This window comes from Streptomyces sp. NPDC051364 (assembly GCF_040682115.1).
In the GTDB taxonomy this organism is placed as follows: domain Bacteria; phylum Actinomycetota; class Actinomycetes; order Streptomycetales; family Streptomycetaceae; genus Streptomyces.
In genome coordinates this window covers 423,609-440,963 of the sequence record NZ_JBFBAH010000006.1, presented here as the reverse complement: position 1 = coordinate 440,963, position 17,355 = coordinate 423,609, and the positions used below count along the sequence as shown (strand labels likewise).

The window sequence follows — 17,355 nt, the reverse complement described above, 5'->3', positions numbered from 1 at the left end:
CGGGGCTCCTCGGGCGTTCGGTCGTTCGTACGGGCGAATACCCGCCAGCATAGGCGGGGGGTCAGCGGCCGCGCGGGGCGTACATGATCACCGCCATGCCGGCGAGGCAGACGAGGGCGCCGGCAATGTCCCAGCGGTCGGGGCGGTAGCCGTCGGCGGCCATGCCCCACACGAGGGAGCCGGCGACGAAGACTCCGCCGTACGCGGCGAGGACGCGGGCGAAGTCGCCCTGGGGCTGGAGGGTGGCGACGAAGCCGTAGAGGCCGAGGGCGATGACGCCGGCGCCGATCCAGGCCCAGCCCTTGTGCTCGCGGACGCCCTGCCAGACGAGCCACGCGCCGCCGATCTCGAGGAGGGCGGCGAGGGCGAACAGGGCGGCGGAGCGGGCGATCGGCATGGCTCGAAGCGTACGCAGGCGGGCCCGGGCCGCCGCCCGCCGGTTGGGCGAGGGCTCGCCCTCGTTCGTGTGATGGTCCGACCGGACGGGGGCGGTGCTGGCTAGCCTCCGCGCGTGGAGGTGGTGGCGGTGCGCCGTGGTGCCGTACGGAGTGTGGTGGTGGCGGGCTTGCTGGTGCTCGGGGTCTCCGGGGTCTCCGGGGTGCCGGGGATGTCCGGGAGCGCCGAGGCGTGGAGCGGACCCGAGGCGGACTTGGCGTACCACGGGCGGGTGTCCCTGTCGCAGGGGCGGCTGCGGGTGTGGGTGGTGCCGCAGAACGAAGGGCCGGCCGCGCTGCCGAACGCGACGCTCCGGGTCCGGCTGTCGGCGGAGCTCGCGGACCGGCAGGAGCTGGCGGAGGGCTGCGCGCGGGCCGGACTGCGCGAGGTGATGTGCGAGACGGGCGCGCTGCCGCTGCACGGGCGGGGCCGGCACATCGGGCTGCTGCTGGAGCTGAAGGAGCGGGTGCCGGAGGTCGTGGTCCGGATCGACACGTGGTGGAACGGCGGGGCGTCCGACCGGGACCTGTCCAACAACCAGCACGCGGTGCTGGCGCTGGACACGGGCGACGCCTACGCCTTCTGAGCCGGGGGCGGGGCCGACCGGCTACGGGGTGGCCACGCCGCCGAACTCCTCGACGGCCTCGCTGACGATCCGCTCCAGGCGGGCGTGGTGGGCGCCGCGCCAGTAGACGCGCTCGCACGCCGTGCACTGGGCGAAGACGTCGTACGAGCGGTGCGTGCCGCTCTCGAGGCGGTCGCCGACGCTGTCCTTGTCGGCGCTGCGGAGGGGCCCGTTGCACGCGGTGCAGCGGGTCCAGGGGGCGAGCGCGGGGGCGAACCGGCCGAGGACGTCGCGCAGTTGCTCGTCGGGGTTGTCGCTGTAGACGTACGCGCCGGCGAAGAGCTCGCGGCGGCGCAGCAGCCCGCGGTCGCGGGAGAGCAGGACGCGCTGCTCGGCGGCGGAGCGGGTGGCGAGGGCGGGGTCGCCGATGTCCTCGTTCTCGTACGCGGCGTCCACGCCGAGCAGGCGCAGGCGGCGGGCGAGGGTGCCGAGGTGGACGTCGAGGAGGAAGCGCAGCGGGGCGCCGGGGATGTGCTGGGGTCGCTCGACGCCGAAGACCTCGACGGACTGGCCGGCGCTGGGCACGTACGAGACGGGCACTTCGTGGCCGTCGACGAGGAGCCGGCCGACCTCGGTGAGCGGGACGCCTGCCGATTCCACGACGTGGCCGAGGCTGGAGGCGCCGTCGGTGGCGGTCGGTACGCGTTCGGCCCGCCGGCTGGGCGGGGCGAACAGGCGTAGTTCGGGGGCGAGGGTGAGCTGAATGCCGGTTCCGTTCACGCTGTCAGCATGCCATCGGGGCCGTGGCGGCGCGGCCGAATTTACGGTGTCGCCGCAGGCGGGCCGCCCGGGGGCCCGGGCCACAGTGGAACCGGGCGTAGCCGGTGGGGTCTCCCGGCATCTGCCAGGCGAAGCCCTGGAGGAAGAAGCCGGCGCAAGCGGTCTACGGCTGGCCTGCCCGGCACCGCGGTGGAACACTCGGGGGAGAGCGGCGACGAGCCGCCGGGAGTGTCCCATGGGTACCTCGACTGTGCCGGTCCGGCTGGACGACTCCGCGTACCACGAGCTGGCGCGGTCCTTCCGGGGGAGCCTGGTGCGGGCCGGGGACGCCCCGTACGAGGAGCGCCGGCGGATCTGGAACGGTTCGATCGACCGGCATCCCGCCCTGATCGCCCCCTGCACCGGTTCGGCCGATGTGGTGGCGGCGCTGAAGTGGGCGGTGGAGACGGGTGCGCCGGTCGCGGTGCGCAGCGGCGGGCACAGCTTCCCCGGGCATTCGGTCTGCGACGGTGGCGTGGTGATCGACCTGTCGGGGATGAAGGAGGTCCGGGTGGACCCCGAGGCCCGTACGGTCCGGGTCCAGGCGGGGGTGCTGCTGGGCGAGCTGGACGCGGCGACGCAGCCGTTCGGGCTGGCGGTGCCGTCGGGGATCGTGACGCACACGGGGGTCGCGGGGCTCACCCTGGGCGGCGGGATCGGCTGGCTGAGCCGCAAGTACGGGCTGAGCGTGGACCAGCTGCTGTCGGTGGACCTGGTCACCGCGGGCGGGGACCGGTTCACGGCGAGTGCCTCGCACGAGCCGGAGCTGTTCTGGGGGATGCGCGGGGCGGGCGGCAATTTCGGGATCGTCACGGAGTTCACGTTCCGGCTGAACCCGGTCGGCCCGACCGTCCTCGCCGGGCCGGTGATGTGGCCGGTGGAGGATTCGGCACAGGTGCTCGGCCGCTACCGGGAGTGGATCGCGGGGGTGCCCGACGAGCTGACGACGATCGTGGTTCACCGCAAGGTCCCGCCGCTGCCGGCGATCCCGCCGGAGCTGTACGGACGGCGCGTGGTGATGGTGATCGGCTGCTGGGTGGGGGAGGTGGAGGCCGGTGAGGAAGTGATGAGGCCGATGCGGGAGTTCGGGCGGCCGCTGCTCGATCTGTGCCGGCCCAAGCCGTACCTGGCGCACCAGGCGATGTTCGACCCGTCGTTCCCGCACGGCTGGTGGTACTACTTCCGGGGCTGCGGCCTCGACCGGCTCGCCGACGGGGCCGTGGAGACGATGGCCGAGTACGCGGCGCGGATCGCCTCTCCGCAGAGCGGGTTCCCGCTGTTCCAGCTGGGCGGTGCGGTGGCCCGGGTCGGCGAGGACGACACGGCGGTCGGCGGGCGGGGCCTGGGCCACATGCTCAACATCAACGGGATCCGGAAGACGGCGGAGGGTTTCGCCGAGGAGTGCCGGTGGGTCCGGGAGTTCTGGTCCGCGCTGGAGCCGTACCACGCGGGTGTGTACGTGAACTTCCTGATGGACGAGGGCGAGCAGCGGATCCGCCAGGCCTACGGTGCGCGGGAGCGGAAGCTGGACCGGCTGCGGGCGCTGAAGGCCGAGTGGGACCCGGGGAACGTGTTCCGCCTCAACCAGAACATCCCGCCGGCGGCCCGGACCGCCGCGTAGCCGAAGCCCGCCGCCGGCCCGCCTCCAGCCCTGCCCGCCTCCAGCCCTGCCCGCCTCCAGCCCTGCCCGCCTCCGGCGCGGCTACGGGCACTCGCGCGGCGGCATGGCCAGGCTGGGTGGGGAGACCAGAGGCCACCACCGAGCCGGAGGCACAGATGAACCAGGCCGTACCGTTCGCGACCGCCGAGACCAGCGGACTGCACGACGCGCTGCGCGAGATCGTCGCCGACGGCGCCACCCCGGGCGGGGTCGTCGTCTGCGGTACGGCGGCCGGGGACCGCACCGTCCGGTCGGCCGGCGTCGTCTCCCCGTTCACGGGCCCCGGCACTCCCGACGCGGACACCGTCTACGACATCGCGTCCCTGACGAAGGTCACCGCCACCTGGCCGCTCGTCGGCCGTGCCGTCGATGCGGGCCTGCTCGGGCTCGACACCCCCGTCCGGGAGTTCCTGCCGGTCATGGACGGGCCGATGCCGAGCGCGGAGGCCACCGTGCGACAGCTGCTCTCGCACACCTCCGGCCTGCAGGCCGCCACCCGGCTCGACCTCTGCGACCTGACCGAGCGGCCCCTGCACGAGCTGATCTGCCGTGAGCTCATGGAGAGCCTGCCGGGCACCCACCGCTACATCAACCGCGGCTACATCCTCCTCGGCCTCGCGCTCGCCCACGTCCACCGGCAGCCGCTGGACGAGCTCGCCGCCGTCCTGTGGGCCGAGCTGGGCATGGAGGACACCGCGTACGGGCCCGTCGAGCAGTCGCCCCGGGTCGCGCCGACCGAGCGGCACGACGGCCACGACCGGTTCTGGGGTGCCGTCCACGACGGGAACGCGGCGGTCATGGGCGGCGTCGCGGGCCACGCCGGGGTCTTCGCGCCGGCCGCCGACCTCGCCACGTACGCCGAGCACCTGCTCGCCGGGGACGGGAGCCCGCTGGGCCGGTGGTTCCGCGCCGGCCTCGTCCCGCAGGCCGAGATCGAGCCGGGTCTGCAGCGGGGCCTGGGCTGGATCCTCGCCGCCGGAGGCGCGGTGGCCTACCACCACGGTTTCACCGGTACGAGTCTCCACCTCGCTCCCGCCACCGGCCGGTACGTGGTGATCGTCAGCAACGCCGTCCACAACGGCGCCGCCGCCCGCATCCGGATCACCCCGCTGCGCGAGCTTGCCCTCAAGACCCTCGCGGCCGGCTGACCGGGCGAAGGGGAGCCGTCACGGCCAGACCAGGCAGTACGGCTGGTGGCCCGCCTCGTGCAGGCGGTGGCTGAAGTCCTGCCACTCGTGGAGCAGCTGGTAGACGTTGAAGGCGTCGCGCGGGCCGCCGCGGTCCGGGACCGTGGACCAGATGAACGCCGCGGCGCCGACCGACTCCTCGCCGATGCCGCGCAGCGGGTCGACCACCGTCATCGGGAGCTTGACCACCGCGTAGTCGGGGTGGAGGACGACCAGCTCCAGCGGGGGCACCTTGTGCAGGGGTATGCCCTCGATGCCGGTCAGGACCATCGCGGCCACCGTCTCCGGCTTGATCTTGGTGAACAGGCCGCCCATGCCGAGCTCGTCGCCGCCGAGCTCCTCCGGCCGCATCGTGACCGGGACCCGGGCCGCCGTCGCGCCGTCGGGCGCGCCGAAGTACTTGTACGTCACTCCCATGCCGCGGCCCTTGGGCAGGCCGTCGGGGAGCTCGAGGGCTCCGGGTACCGGATCGGCCGCGTCCGCTGCCCGGCGCCGGTGCTTGCCGCGGCGGCGGGCTTCGCGCGCCTCGCGGGCGCGCTGCGGGTCGAGGCCGTCCGTACCCTCGCCCGGTCCACCACCGCGTTGCATATCTCCACCCGACTGGTCTTGCCTGCCCCGGCCCCGCGGCCCCCGCCACGCAGCCTGATCATCATGGCAGTGACCTCCCCAGGGGCGGCGCGGTGAAACGCCCGTCCGCAAGTCAGTCGCGGCCTGATGAGACCATGGCTGGTGTGAGCTACCCGTACCCGTATGAAGCCAAAGTCTCGCAGACTCTCTTTGACCGCGCGTCCCTCGTGACGCCTGGCGGCGTGAACTCTCCCGTGCGCGCCTTCCGCGCCGTGGGCGGAACGCCCAGGTTCATGGTGTCCGGTACCGGTCCGTACCTGACCGATGCCGACGGCCGCGAGTACGTCGACCTGGTCTGCTCGTGGGGGCCGATGATTCTCGGCCACGCCCACCCGGCCGTGGTGGAGGCCATCCAGGCCGCCGTCGTCCGCGGCACCTCCTTCGGCACGCCCGGTGAGGGCGAGGTCGCGCTCGCCGAGGAGATCGTCGAGCGCATCGAGCCCGTCGAGCAGGTCCGCCTGGTGTCCTCGGGCACCGAGGCGACCATGTCGGCGATCCGGCTGGCGCGCGGCTTCACGGGCCGGGCCAAGGTCGTGAAGTTCGCCGGCTGCTACCACGGTCATGTGGACGCGCTGCTGGCCGCCGCCGGTTCCGGGCTCGCGACCTTCGCGCTGCCGGACACCCCCGGGGTGACGGGGGCGCAGGCCGGCGACACGATCGTGCTGCCGTACAACGACCTGGAAGCGGTACGGGCGGCGTTCGCCGCGCACCCCGGCGAGATCGCCTGCGTGATCACCGAGGCCGCGCCCGGCAACATGGGCGTCGTGACCCCGGCCGAAGGGTTCAACCAGGGGCTCGCCGACCTGTGCCGGGAGAACGGCGCGCTGTACATCTCCGACGAGGTGATGACCGGTTTCCGTACCTCCCGCGCCGGCTGGTACGGCGTCGACGGGGTCAGGCCCGACCTGATGACCTTCGGCAAGGTCATGGGCGGCGGTTTCCCGGCCGCGGCGTTCGGCGGCCGCGCCGACGTGATGGGGTACCTGGCCCCGGCGGGCCCGGTCTACCAGGCGGGCACGCTCTCCGGTAACCCGATCGCCACCGCTGCCGGCCTCGCGCAGCTGCGGCTGCTCGACGAGGCCGCGTACGAGAAGGTCGACGCGGTCTCCGCGCAGATCCAGGGCCTGGTCACGGACGCGCTCGCCAAGGAGGGCGTGGCGCACCGGCTGCAGACCGCGTCCAACATGTTCTCCGTCTTCTTCACCGAGGACGAGGTGAAGAACTACGACGACGCCAAGAAGCAGGAGTCCTTCCGCTTCAACGGCTTCTTCCACTCGATGCTGTCGCAGGGCGTGTACCTGCCGCCGTCGGCCTTCGAGTCGTGGTTCGTCTCCACCGCCCACGACGAGCAGGCGGTCGAGCGCATCGCGGCTGCGCTGCCCGCCGCCGCCCGCGCCGCCGCGCAAGCCACCCCGGAGGGGACCGCATGAGCAGCAGCGAGATCACCGTCGTCCACCTGATGCGGCACGGCGAGGTGCACAACCCGGACGGGGTGCTCTACGGGCGCCGTTCCGGCTACCACCTCTCCGAGCTGGGCCGGGAGATGGCCGAGCGCGTCGCCGAGCACCTGCAGAACCGTGACATCACGTACGTGGTCTCCTCCCCGCTGGAGCGGGCGCAGGAGACGGCGGCGCCGGTCGCCAAGGGCCACGGCCTGGACGTGGCGACGGACGCGCGGCTGCTGGAGGCGGAGAACGTCTTCGAGGGCAAGACCTTCGGTGTCGGGGACGGCGCGCTGCGCAAGCCCGCCAACTGGAAGCACCTGACGAACCCGTTCAAGCCGTCCTGGGGCGAGCCGTACGTGGAGCAGGTCGTCCGGATGACGAGCGCCGTCGAGGCGGCGCGTGATGCGGCCCGCGGCCACGAGGCGGTGGCGGTCAGCCACCAGCTGCCGATCTGGATCGTGCGCAGCTTCGCGGAGAAGCGCCGGCTGTGGCACGACCCGCGGCGCCGGCAGTGCACGCTGGCCTCGCTCACGTCGTTCACGTACCGGGGCGACCGGCTGGTGTCGGTGGGCTACAGCGAGCCGGCCCGGGACCTGGTCCCGGCGCATCTCCTCGCGGGGGCGAAGCCGGTGAAGGGCAAGTCGAAGGCCTTCGGCGCCTAAAAGTTCATACAAGTCCTGTCGAATCGCCGCGCGGAGCCTCGACTTCATTGAAAAGTCCGTTTATGTGACTATTCATGAGCGAAGCGAAGCGCGACTTCACCCGAAGGGGACTGCTCGGGCTCGGCGCAGCCGCGGTGGCGGCCGGGGTCGTCGGCTGCGGCGCCGACGACCACCCGGCCCGTCCCGGACCCGGCGGCTCAGGCCCGTCCGGGTCCGCGGCCGCGGTCCGGCCGATCGGCGACGGCTCCACCGCAGACTCCGGCCCGCAGCCCCGGCAGCCGGGCAAGCCCGTACCGCTCCAGCCGGGCGAGACCCCGCCGCAGTTCGTGGTGTTCAGCTGGGACGGCGCGGGGGAGATCGGCAACGGGCTCTTCCCGCGCTTCCTCAAGCTCGCCAAGGACCACGGCGCGGCCATGACGTTCTTCCTCTCCGGCATCTACCTCTTGCCCGAGTCGAAGAAGGACCTCTACACGCCGCCGAACAACCCGGCCGGGGCCTCCGACATCGGCTACCTCAAGGACGAGAACGTCCGCAACACCCTGAAGTGCGTCCGCGAGGCGTGGCTCGACGGCCACGAGGTCGGGACCCACTTCAACGGCCACTTCTGCGCCGGCTCCGGCTCCGTGGCCCACTGGACCCCGGACGACTGGCAGAGCGAGATCGACCAGGCCGTGGCCTTCGTCACCAGCTGGCGCACCAACACCGGCTTCACCGACCTCGAGCCCCTGCCCTTCGACTACCGCAAGGAACTGGTCGGCGGCCGCACCCCCTGCCTGCTCGGCCGGGACGGCATGCTGCCGGTCGCGCAGAAGCTGGGCTGGCGCTACGACGCCTCCTCGCCCGGCGGCCTCCAGGTGTGGCCGGGGAAGAAGTCGGGCATCTGGGACCTGCCGCTGCAGTCCATGCCGTTCCCCGGGCACTCCTTCGAGGTGCTGTCGATGGACTACAACATCCTCGCCAACCAGTCGAAGAACACCACCCGGGGCATGCCCTCCAACTACCCCGCCTGGCGCACCCAGGCCATCGCCACCTACCTCGGCGGCTTCCGGCGCGCGTACGAGACGAACCGCGCACCGCTCTTCATCGGCAACCACTTCGAGGAATGGAACGGCGGCATCTACATGGACGCCGTCGAGGAAGCCCTCAAGGGCATGTCGGACAAAAAGGACGTACGGCTGCTCTCCTTCCGGCAGTTCGCCGACTGGCTCGACGTCCAGGACCCCAAGCTGCTCGCCCGGCTCCAGGAGCTGGCCCCGGGTCAGTCGCCGGCCGGCGGCTGGGGCACGTACCTCTCCGCCGCCTGACCGGCCGGCCGGCCGACCGGCTGACCAGCGGCTCGGTACACCTCCGGGGGGCGGGAAAGATCCGCAAATCGCTCATGCGAAACTTTTCACATGAGAATTGGCCGTGCTCTCCTGCTCACCGCGGTGACCCTCGCGAGCGCCGTGACCCTGTCGGCGTGCGACGACGGCGGCAAGCCGAACGGCTCCGCCGGCGGCAACTACGTGACCGGCGCCGCCGGCATCTCCACCGTCGCCCAGGGCTCGCGCACCGAGGCACCCAAGCTCGACGGCGAGACCGTCGACGGCAAGACCCTCGACGTCACCAGCCTCAAGGGCAAGGTCGTCGTCCTCAACGTGTGGGGCTCCTGGTGCCCGCCGTGCCGCAACGAGGCCAAGTACTTCGCGCAGGTGTCCAAGGAGCTCGCCGACGGCGGCAAGGACGTCGCCTTCGTCGGAATCAACACCCGCGACAACAGCAAGCAGAACGCCATCGCGTTCGAGGAGAACTTCGGGATCACCTACCCGAGCCTCTACGACCCGGACGGGAAGCTGATGCTCCGCTTCCCCGCGGGCACCCTGAACCCGCAGGCCATCCCCTCCACGATCGTCCTCGACAAGCAGGGCCGGATCGCCGCCCGCACCCTCGTCGCGATCAACGACCAGCAGCTGCGCTCCATGATCGACCCCGTTCTCGCGGAGCAGTGACCTCGTGGTCTCCGAGCTCCTCACCCTGGCCGCCGAGCCGACCGGCGTGAACACGACGGTCCTCGACGGGGCCCTGATGCTGGCGCTGCCCATCTCGGTCCTCGCCGGACTCGTCTCGTTCTTCTCGCCCTGCGTGCTGCCGCTGGTCCCCGGCTACCTCTCGTACGTCACCGGCATCGGCGGGGCCGACCTCGCCGAGGCCCGGCGCGGCCGGATGCTGGCCGGCGCGAGCCTGTTCATCGTCGGCTTCACGGCCGTGTTCGTCTCCACCGGCGCGCTCTTCGGGTACTTCGGCGGCACGCTCCAGGCGAACAGGGAGATCATCTCCCGGATCCTCGGCGGTCTGGTGATCGTCCTCGGCCTCTTCTTCATGGGCCTGATCCCGGGCCTGACGATGCGGGAGTTCCGCTTCCACAAGAAGCCGGCCGCGGGCCTGATCGGCGCGCCGCTGCTCGGCGTCCTGTTCGGTGTCGGCTGGACCCCCTGCATGGGCCCGACCCTCGCCGCGGTGAGCACGCTCTCCCTCGACCAGGCGAGCGCCGGCCGGGGCGCGCTGCTGACCGTCGCCTACTGTCTGGGCCTGGGCCTGCCCTTCATCCTCGCCGCGATCGCCTTCCGCAAGGCGCTCGGTGCTTTCGGCTGGGTGAAGCAGCACTATGCATGGGTGATGCGGATCGGCGGCGGCATGCTGGTCCTGACCGGGCTGCTGCTCGTCACAGGTTTGTGGGCCGGCATCGTCGACGACATGCGGATTTGGACCCAAGGCTTCACGGTGGGGATCTGAGGACTACATACACATGAGTACGACAGACAAGGCGTCCACCGAGGCGCCGAACCCGTCCGAGGAAGCCGCGGATTCCGCCGAGGCCCGCGAGAACGCAGCCGAGGAAGCCGCCGGCGCGCAGCTGTCCACCGCCCCCGCGGAGGACACCGGCGGCCCCGTCGGCATCGGCGTGATCGGCTGGATCCGCTGGTTCTGGCGGCAGCTCACCTCCATGCGTGTGGCGCTGATCCTCCTCTTCCTGCTTTCCCTGGGCTCCATCCCGGGCTCGCTCGTCCCGCAGAACCAGGTCGACGCGATGAAGGTGGCCCAGTGGAAGAAGGACCACTCCTTCTGGGTCCCGCTCGCCGAGAAGCTCCAGCTCTTCGACGTGTACAGCTCGGTGTGGTTCTCCGCGATCTACCTGCTGCTGTTCATCTCGCTGATCGGCTGCATCGTCCCGCGCAGCTGGCAGTTCGTCGGCCAGCTCACCGGCCGCCCGCCCGGCGCCCCCAAGCGGCTGGACCGGCTGCCCGCGTACGCGACGTGGCGTACGGAGAAGGCCCCCGACGAGGTGCTCGCACACGCGAAGTCGGTCCTCGGCGGGCGGCGTTTTCGCACCGAGGCCGGAGCGGCCTCCGTCGCCGCCGAGAAGGGCTACCTCCGCGAGGCCGGGAACCTGGCCTTCCACATCGCCCTGATCGTGATGCTGGTCGCGTTCGCCTGGGGCCAGCTGTTCAAGTCCGAGGGCGGCAAGCTCGTGCTGCGCGGCAAGGGCTTCGCGAACACGCTGACCCAGTACGACGACTTCAAGTACGGCAGCTTCTTCAGCCCCGACGACCTGGCGCCCTTCTCCTTCACGCTCGACAGGTTCGACGCCACGTACGAGGAGAGCGGCCCGCAGAAGGGCACCGCGCGCGACTTCAAGGCGTACGTCACCTTCAGCGACGGCGCGGACGGCGCACCGCAGAAGCGCGAGATCCAGGTCAACAAGCCCATGGAGGTCGACGGCTCCAAGGTCTACCTGCTCGGCCACGGCTACGCGCCGATCGTCTCGGTGACCGACCCGACCGGCAAGGTGGTCTTCAAGGACGCCGTGCCGATGCTGCCCTTCGACGCGAACCTCAGCTCCTCCGGCGCCGTGAAGGTCCCGGACGGCTACAGCGACAAGGACGGCAAGAAGGAGCAGCTCGGCTTCAACGCCATGTTCGTGCCGACCTTCGCCGGTGAGGGCAAGGGCACGATGCTCTCCCAGTTCCCGGACCTGAAGTTCCCCGTCCTCGCGCTGAGCGCCTACCACGGCAGCCTGGGCGTGGACGCGGGCCTGCCGCAGAACGTGTACCAGCTGAACACCTCCAAGATGCAGGAGTTCAAGGACGCCGACGGGCAGCTGTTCAAGAAGCGGCTGCTGCCCGGCGAGGCGATGGAGCTGCCGAACGGCGCGGGCACCGTGAAGTTCGAGGGCGTCGAGCGCTGGGCCACCTTCTCGATCACCCGGCAGCCGGGCAGCGGCCTCGCCCTCTCGGGCGCGATCGCCGCGATCGGCGGCCTGGCCGCGTCGCTGTTCATCCAGCGCCGCCGGGTCTGGGTGCGCGCGGTGGCCGGCAAGGACGGCGTGACCGTCGTCGAGATGGCGGGCCTCGGCCGCAGCGAGTCGGCCAAGCTCCCGGAGGAGCTGGGACAGCTCGCCGCCGCCCTCCACCAGCAGGCGCCCACGGCGCCCGACCAACCTGTCAAGGAAACTGTTGAAGGGGAGCGCGGATGACGCCGCTCGCAGCCGAAGTCAACGAGAATTTGGCTCAGATCAGTAACTACCTGGTCTATTCGTCGATGGCGGTCTACATGCTCGCCTTCTTCGCCCACATCGCCGAGTGGACCTTCGGCAGCCGCAGCAAGGTGGGCCGTACGGCCGCCGCGCTGACCGCCGCCAAGGCCGTCAAGGCCGGGGCCGCCGACGCTCCCGCCGTCCAGGTGCGCGGCAAGGGGGGCACGGCCGTCCTCGACAAGCCGAAGGTCGTCACGCGCTCCGCCGCCGGCGCCCGCGACGTCCCGGACGGCCCCGGCGCGGCCGGCGGCACCGAGAACGGCGACCTGTACGGCCGGATCGCGGTCTCGCTGACCGCGCTCGGCTTCCTCATCGAGGCGGGCGGCGTGGTCACCCGCGCGATGTCCGTGCAGCGGGCCCCCTGGGGCAACATGTACGAGTTCTCGGTGACCTTCTCCGCCGTCGCCGTCGGCGCCTACCTGCTGCTCCTGGCGCTGAAGAAGAACGTCCGCTGGCTCGGCCTGATCCTGGTCACCACCGTCCTGCTGGACCTCGGCATCGCCACCACCTGGCTCTACACCGACAGCGACCAGCTGGTCCCGGCCCTGCACTCGTACTGGCTGTGGATCCACGTCTCCACCGCGATCTTCTGCGGCGCGGTCTTCTACATCGGCGCGGCCGGCGCGGTGCTCTACCTCTTCCGCGACTCCTACGAGAGCCACCTGGAGCAGGGCCGCACGCCGGGCCGCTTCCGCTCCTCGGTGCTGGAGCGGCTGCCCTCGGCCGCCTCGCTCGACAAGTTCTCGTACCGGATCAACGCGGCCGTGTTCCCGCTGTGGACCTTCACCATCGTCGCGGGCGCGATCTGGGCGGGCGACGCCTGGGGCCGCTACTGGGGCTGGGACCCCAAGGAGGTCTGGTCCTTCGTGACCTGGGTGGCGTACGCCTGCTACCTGCACGCCCGCGCCACCGCAGGCTGGAAGGGCCGCAAGGCCGCGTACCTCGCACTCTTCGCCTTCGCCTGCTGGATCTGGAACTACTACGGCGTGAACATCCTGCTCAGCGGCAAGCACTCGTACGCAGGCGTCTGACCCGCGGGAGTGGGACGCTGGTGGCATGGCACCTGTGAGTCATGCCACCAGTGAGAGCCGCGGCGGGAACCGCTGGCTGCTGCGCTTCGAGGTCCACGTGCCGAGTGCATACGAGACCGTGTGGCCCGCCCTGACCACACCGGACGGGCTGCGCGGCTGGCTGGCCGCGGCGGACGTCCTGGAGCGCAGGCTCGGCGGGGTCGTCACGCTGCACTGGCTGAACGGCGGGACGACGGTCTCCGGCCACGTCACGGCCTGGGACGTCGAGCGGGTCGTGGAGTACACGGTGAGCGAGCACGGCCGGATCCGCTTCCACCTGGAGGCGGTGGGGACGGACTCGACCGTGATCCGCTTCCTGAACGAGCGGGCCGGCTCCGACGAGGACCGCCTCGACTCCCTCGCCGGCTGGCACCACCACTTCGAGCTGCTGGAATCCGCACTGCAAGGCCATCCGGCGGACTGGTCCCGGTGGACCGACGCCCGCTGGGCGGAGCTGCGCGCGTCCTACGCGTCCTTCTCCAGGACGTAGGCGCTGCGCGCGCCCGGATCGCCGAGGAAGAAGTACAGCTCGAGGGTCTGCCGGTGGTCGCGGCGCAGCTCGAAGGTCCACTTGTACCGTGCGGGCGCGGCCTGCCGGTCCGGTGCGCCGCCCCTGGCCCCGGCGAAGGCCGGGGCGGGCAGGTGGAGGCGGACGTGCTGGCCGTAGTTCCAGCCGGCGGGCTCCCGGCTGATCAGCTTCCAGGTTCCGGAGCCGGAGAGCCGCCAGCCGTGGTCGTAGTCGCGCTCCTGCCCGTCGAGGAGGGTGACGGTGGCGCTCCCGTCGGCCCGGAAGACGACCTCGGTGCCCCCGACGCAGCGCCAGGTGCCGACGATCTCGTCGCTGCGCGCGTCGTAGACGGCCGGGGCGGCGTGGTGGGTGTGCGGATTGCCGCCGGCCATGGCGAGCAGGGCGGCGACGGCGACCCCGTACGCGAGCAGATTGCGCAGGATCGTGTCGACGACCCGCGGCCCTCCGCAGTTCTCCGGCATCCGCCCATTGTTGCAGTCGTCTTGAACGCGTTCAATTGTGCGCTGCGCCACACGGAGGAGCCGCGGCGCTCAGTCCTTGTCGGTGTCCCGGTTCGTGTCCCGGTCCTTGTTCTTGTCGTGCTCCTCGCCGAGCGACCGCAGGAACTCCGGGTTGTCGTCGGGCGCGACCCACTGCGTCCGGCGCGCCCGGCCGCCGCCGACCACGGACCGCTGCCTGCCCGCGAACAGCCACACCACCGGCCCGACGATCGAGAAGAGCAGGATGATGATCACCCAGACCACCTTGGGGAGGTGCTTGACCTCCTCTTCGGGGGTGTTCAGGCAGTCGATGAAGGCGTAGATGGTCAGTGCGATGATCAGCAGGAACGGCAGGTAGCGCAGCACGGTGTGGGACCGACTCCCCAGCAGTGACGGGGGACCCGCCTCGGGCCCCGGTGACGCTCCCAGGTTAGTCGGTGACGGATACTGGCCCCTATGGCTTACGACGATCTCCGCTCGCTGCTCCGGGCTCTGGAGCGGGAGGGCGACCTCAAGCGCATCAAGGCCGAAGTCGACCCGTACCTCGAGGTCGGGGAGATCGTCGACAGAGTGAACAAGGCGGGAGGCCCCGCCCTCCTCTTCGAGAACGTCAAGGGCTCGGCGATGCCGCTGGCCATGAACGTCTTCGGGACCGACCGCCGCCTCCTGAAGGCCCTCGGTCTCACGTCGTACGGCGAGATCAGCGAGAAGATCGGCGGCCTGCTCAAGCCGGAGCTGCCGCAGGGCTTCATCGGGGTCCGCGAGGCGTTCGGCAAGCTCGGCTCGATGGTGCACGTGCCGCCGAAGAAGGTGAAGGGCGACGCCGCCCCCGTCCAGGAGGTCGTCCTCACCGGCGACGACGTCGACCTGGACCAGCTCCCCGCGCTCTTCACCTGGCCCAAGGACGGCGGGTCCTTCTTCAACCTCGGCCTCACCCACACCAAGCACCCCGAGACGGGCGTGCGCAACCTCGGCCTCTACCGCCTCCAGCGCCACGACAAGCGCACCATCGGCATGCACTGGCAGATCCACAAGGACAGCCGCAACCACTACGCGGTCGCCGCCAAGCGCGGCGAGCGGCTGCCGGTCGCGATCGCCTTCGGCTGCCCGCCGGCCGTGACGTACGCGTCGACCGCGCCGCTGCCCGGCGACATCGACGAGTACCTCTTCGCCGGGTTCGTCGCGGGCAAGCGGATCGAGATGGTCGACTGCAAGACCGTCCCGCTCCAGGTCCCGGCCAACGCCGAAGTCGTCATCGAGGGCTGGCTGGAGCCGGGGGAGATGCTGCCGGAGGGTCCCTTCGGCGACCACACCGGCTTCTACACCCCGCAGGAGCCGTTCCCCGCGCTGAAGATCGACTGCGTGACGATGCGCAAGCGCCCGCTGCTCCAGTCGATCGTGGTCGGCCGGCCGCCGACGGAGGACGGCCCGCTGGGCCGCGCCACGGAGCGCTTCTTCCTCCCGCTCCTGAAGATCATCGTGCCGGACATCGTGGACTACCACCTGCCCGAGTCGGGCGGCTTCCACAACTGCGCGATCGTCTCGATCGACAAGAAGTACCCGAAGCACGCCCAGAAGGTCATGCACGCCATCTGGGGCGCGCACATGATGTCGCTGACCAAGCTGATCATCGTGGTGGACGCCGACTGCGACGTCCACGACCTGCACGAGGTGTCCTGGCGGGCGCTCGGCAACACGGACTACTCCCGCGACCTCACGGTGGTGGAGGGTCCGGTCGACCACCTCGACCACGCCTCGTACCAGCAGTTCTGGGGCGGCAAGGCGGGCATCGACGCCACGAAGAAGCTCCCCGAGGAGGGTTACACCCGCGACGGCGGCTGGCCCGACATGGTGGAGTCCGACCCGGCGACGGCGGCACTGGTGAACCGCCGCTGGAAGGAGTACGGCCTGTGAGCCCGATCGCGGTTGGCGGTCCCGAGCTCGTCCTCGGCACCGACGACGTCTACGTGGCCCTGCTGCGCCCGGAGATCGACCCGGCGGACCCGGGCGTCCGGCTGGCAGCCGAACAAGCCGGCGTCTCGCCGGAGGAGTTCGCGGGGCCCGGCAACATCTGGGCGCTGATGCTCGACGAGGACGGCGAGGGGGACGGCTTCGAGCTGCCCGGCGCGCGGGACGTCGAGGCGGACGACTTCGCGGAGCAGCTCCAGCAGGCCCTGGCGGCCGGCGAGCCGTTCACCGCCGAGGCCGGGAACTTCCTCCGCCTCGACGCGCGCCCGGCTGCCGACACCTGGCAGGTCACTGCGTACGTCACCCCGCCGGAGGGCCACGACGGCGTCCCCCACACCCTGGAGCTCGGCGCGCTCCCGGCGGCGGAACTGCTGGCCGACCTCGAAGACTTCCGGAGAGCCCTCGCATGATGACGACCGCCGACGGGGTGATCGGGCCGGGCCCGGCGCCGCAGCCGACCGGCAAGGTGAAGGCGTTCCTCCGGCTCGTGATGATCGAGCACTCGGTCTTCGCGCTGCCGTTCGCCTACATCGCGGCGCTGACGGCCATGTTCCGGCTCGACCGGACCATGCACTGGGCCGAGCTGCTGCTCGTCACCGTCTGCATGGTGGGGCTGCGGACCTTCGCAATGGCCGCGAACCGGATCATCGACCGGGAGATCGACGCGCGGAACCCGCGTACCGCCGGGCGCGAGCTCGTCACGGGGGCCGTGTCCGTACGGTCGGCCTGGACCGGGGCCGGCATCGCGCTGGCCGTGTTCCTCGGCTCGGCGGCGCTGCTGAACCCGCTGTGCCTGGCGCTGGCGCCGGTCGCGGTGATCCCGATGGTGGTGTACCCGTACGGCAAGCGGTTCACGGACTTCCCGCACGCCATCCTGGGCCTGGCCCAGGCGATGGGGCCGGTCGGGGCGTGGCTGGCGATCACCGGCGAGTGGTCCTGGGACGCGGTGATCCTGGGCCTGGCGGTGGGTGTCTGGATCGGCGGCTTCGACCTGATCTTCGCCTGCCAGGACGTGGCCGCGGACCGCGCGGACGGCGTCAAGTCCGTCCCGGCGCGGTTCGGTGTCCCGGCGGCCCTGTGGGGCGCGCGAGGCGCGCATGTCATGACCACGGCCCTGCTGGCGTGGTACGCACTCGCGACGGACGCGGGCCCGTTCTTCTGGTTCGGCCTGCTGGTGGTGGTCGGTGCCTTCCTCTACGAGCACACGATCGTGAAGCCGCACGACCTGTCCCGCCTGAACCGCGCCTTCTTCACGGTGAACGGCTTCATCGGCATGGCGCTCTTCGTCTGCGCCCTGTCCGACCTGGTGGCCCGGGGCCTGACCCTGTAACTCGAT

General features: G+C 71.4%; 19 protein-coding genes. 14 read left to right on the top strand and 5 right to left on the bottom strand.

Going from position 1 to position 17,355, the window contains the following annotated elements; genetic code table 11:
- Positions 1-61: 61 nt before the first annotated feature.
- Positions 62-397, bottom strand: coding sequence for a YnfA family protein (locus AB0M76_RS16805; RefSeq protein WP_266626713.1), 336 nt, complete (start codon positions 395-397; stop codon positions 62-64).
- Positions 398-511: 114 nt separating this feature from the next.
- On the opposite strand from AB0M76_RS16805, the gene AB0M76_RS16800 reads away from it, so the two are divergent.
- A complete protein-coding gene (locus tag AB0M76_RS16800; RefSeq protein ID WP_365953515.1) occupies positions 512-1,021 on the top strand; it encodes a hypothetical protein in 510 nt (169 codons plus the stop codon).
- 21 nt (positions 1,022-1,042) lie between these two features.
- Here the strand turns inward: AB0M76_RS16800 and AB0M76_RS16795 are convergent, their stop codons facing one another.
- Positions 1,043-1,780 (bottom strand): Mut7-C RNAse domain-containing protein, encoded by a 738-nt coding sequence (locus tag AB0M76_RS16795; protein ID WP_365953514.1) that lies wholly within the window; start codon positions 1,778-1,780, stop codon positions 1,043-1,045.
- Between the two features lie 235 nt (positions 1,781-2,015).
- Here AB0M76_RS16795 and AB0M76_RS16790 point away from each other — a divergent pair, with 235 nt between their 5' ends.
- The gene (locus tag AB0M76_RS16790) at positions 2,016-3,440 is read left to right on the top strand and encodes an FAD-binding oxidoreductase (protein ID WP_365953513.1); all 1,425 of its coding nucleotides are present in this window, start codon (positions 2,016-2,018) and stop codon (positions 3,438-3,440) included.
- 155 nt (positions 3,441-3,595) lie between these two features.
- Positions 3,596-4,627: a serine hydrolase domain-containing protein gene (locus tag AB0M76_RS16785; RefSeq protein WP_365953512.1), complete on the top strand. Its 1,032-nt coding sequence runs from the start codon at positions 3,596-3,598 to the stop codon at positions 4,625-4,627.
- A gap of 18 nt (positions 4,628-4,645) precedes the next feature.
- Here AB0M76_RS16785 and AB0M76_RS16780 read toward each other — a convergent pair whose 3' ends face one another.
- Complete coding sequence (locus tag AB0M76_RS16780; protein WP_030161262.1) at positions 4,646-5,083, bottom strand: hypothetical protein; 438 nt, start codon at positions 5,081-5,083, stop codon at positions 4,646-4,648.
- A 305-nt stretch (positions 5,084-5,388) separates the two neighbouring features.
- Between AB0M76_RS16780 and hemL the strand changes: the two genes are divergently transcribed.
- The 8 genes from hemL to AB0M76_RS16740 all read left to right on the top strand — a co-directional run bounded on the left by hemL (position 5,389) and on the right by AB0M76_RS16740 (position 13,533).
- Positions 5,389-6,723, top strand: coding sequence for a glutamate-1-semialdehyde 2,1-aminomutase (hemL, locus tag AB0M76_RS16775; protein WP_365953511.1), 1,335 nt, complete (start codon positions 5,389-5,391; stop codon positions 6,721-6,723).
- Positions 6,720-7,400 carry a histidine phosphatase family protein gene (locus tag AB0M76_RS16770; protein ID WP_365953510.1) on the top strand — a complete coding sequence of 227 codons (681 nt, stop codon included), beginning with the start codon at positions 6,720-6,722 and terminating at the stop codon, positions 7,398-7,400. The genes hemL and AB0M76_RS16770 overlap by 4 nt, the downstream gene beginning before the upstream one ends.
- Before the next feature lie 74 nt (positions 7,401-7,474).
- A complete protein-coding gene (locus tag AB0M76_RS16765) occupies positions 7,475-8,704 on the top strand; it encodes a hypothetical protein (protein ID WP_365953509.1) in 1,230 nt (409 codons plus the stop codon).
- A gap of 90 nt (positions 8,705-8,794) precedes the next feature.
- Complete coding sequence (locus AB0M76_RS16760; protein ID WP_365953508.1) at positions 8,795-9,388, top strand: TlpA disulfide reductase family protein; 594 nt, start codon at positions 8,795-8,797, stop codon at positions 9,386-9,388.
- 4 nt (positions 9,389-9,392) lie between these two features.
- On the top strand, positions 9,393-10,172 hold the full coding sequence (locus tag AB0M76_RS16755) for a cytochrome c biogenesis protein CcdA (protein WP_365953507.1): 780 nt from the start codon (positions 9,393-9,395) through the stop codon (positions 10,170-10,172).
- Positions 10,173-10,185: 13 nt separating this feature from the next.
- The gene (locus AB0M76_RS16750; protein ID WP_365953506.1) at positions 10,186-11,913 is read left to right on the top strand and encodes a cytochrome c biogenesis protein ResB; all 1,728 of its coding nucleotides are present in this window, start codon (positions 10,186-10,188) and stop codon (positions 11,911-11,913) included.
- Positions 11,910-13,004, top strand: coding sequence for a c-type cytochrome biogenesis protein CcsB (ccsB, locus tag AB0M76_RS16745; RefSeq protein ID WP_365953505.1), 1,095 nt, complete (start codon positions 11,910-11,912; stop codon positions 13,002-13,004). Before AB0M76_RS16750 ends, ccsB begins: the two co-directional genes overlap by 4 nt.
- 25 nt (positions 13,005-13,029) lie before the next feature.
- Positions 13,030-13,533 (top strand): SRPBCC domain-containing protein, encoded by a 504-nt coding sequence (locus AB0M76_RS16740; protein WP_266665001.1) that lies wholly within the window; start codon positions 13,030-13,032, stop codon positions 13,531-13,533.
- Here AB0M76_RS16740 and AB0M76_RS16735 read toward each other — a convergent pair.
- Both AB0M76_RS16735 and AB0M76_RS16730 read right to left on the bottom strand, forming a co-directional pair.
- On the bottom strand, positions 13,509-14,033 hold the full coding sequence (locus tag AB0M76_RS16735) for a hypothetical protein (protein WP_365953504.1): 525 nt from the start codon (positions 14,031-14,033) through the stop codon (positions 13,509-13,511). The two genes, AB0M76_RS16740 and AB0M76_RS16735, sit on opposite strands and share 25 nt — an antisense overlap.
- 69 nt (positions 14,034-14,102) lie before the next feature.
- Entirely contained in the window at positions 14,103-14,417 is a 315-nt protein-coding gene (locus AB0M76_RS16730; RefSeq protein WP_365953503.1) for a PLD nuclease N-terminal domain-containing protein, read from the bottom strand.
- Positions 14,418-14,507: 90 nt separating this feature from the next.
- Here AB0M76_RS16730 and AB0M76_RS16725 point away from each other — a divergent pair, with 90 nt between their 5' ends.
- From AB0M76_RS16725 to mqnP, 3 genes are read left to right on the top strand one after another with little or no spacing between them, the layout of a single operon-like run.
- Positions 14,508-15,965, top strand: coding sequence for a menaquinone biosynthesis decarboxylase (locus tag AB0M76_RS16725; RefSeq protein ID WP_365953502.1), 1,458 nt, complete (start codon positions 14,508-14,510; stop codon positions 15,963-15,965).
- Positions 15,962-16,429 (top strand): hypothetical protein, encoded by a 468-nt coding sequence (locus AB0M76_RS16720; RefSeq protein WP_365953501.1) that lies wholly within the window; start codon positions 15,962-15,964, stop codon positions 16,427-16,429. Before AB0M76_RS16725 ends, AB0M76_RS16720 begins: the two co-directional genes overlap by 4 nt.
- Positions 16,426-17,349 carry a menaquinone biosynthesis prenyltransferase MqnP gene (gene mqnP, locus AB0M76_RS16715; protein ID WP_365953500.1) on the top strand — a complete coding sequence of 308 codons (924 nt, stop codon included), beginning with the start codon at positions 16,426-16,428 and terminating at the stop codon, positions 17,347-17,349. The genes AB0M76_RS16720 and mqnP overlap by 4 nt, the downstream gene beginning before the upstream one ends.
- Positions 17,350-17,355: the final 6 nt, after the last annotated feature.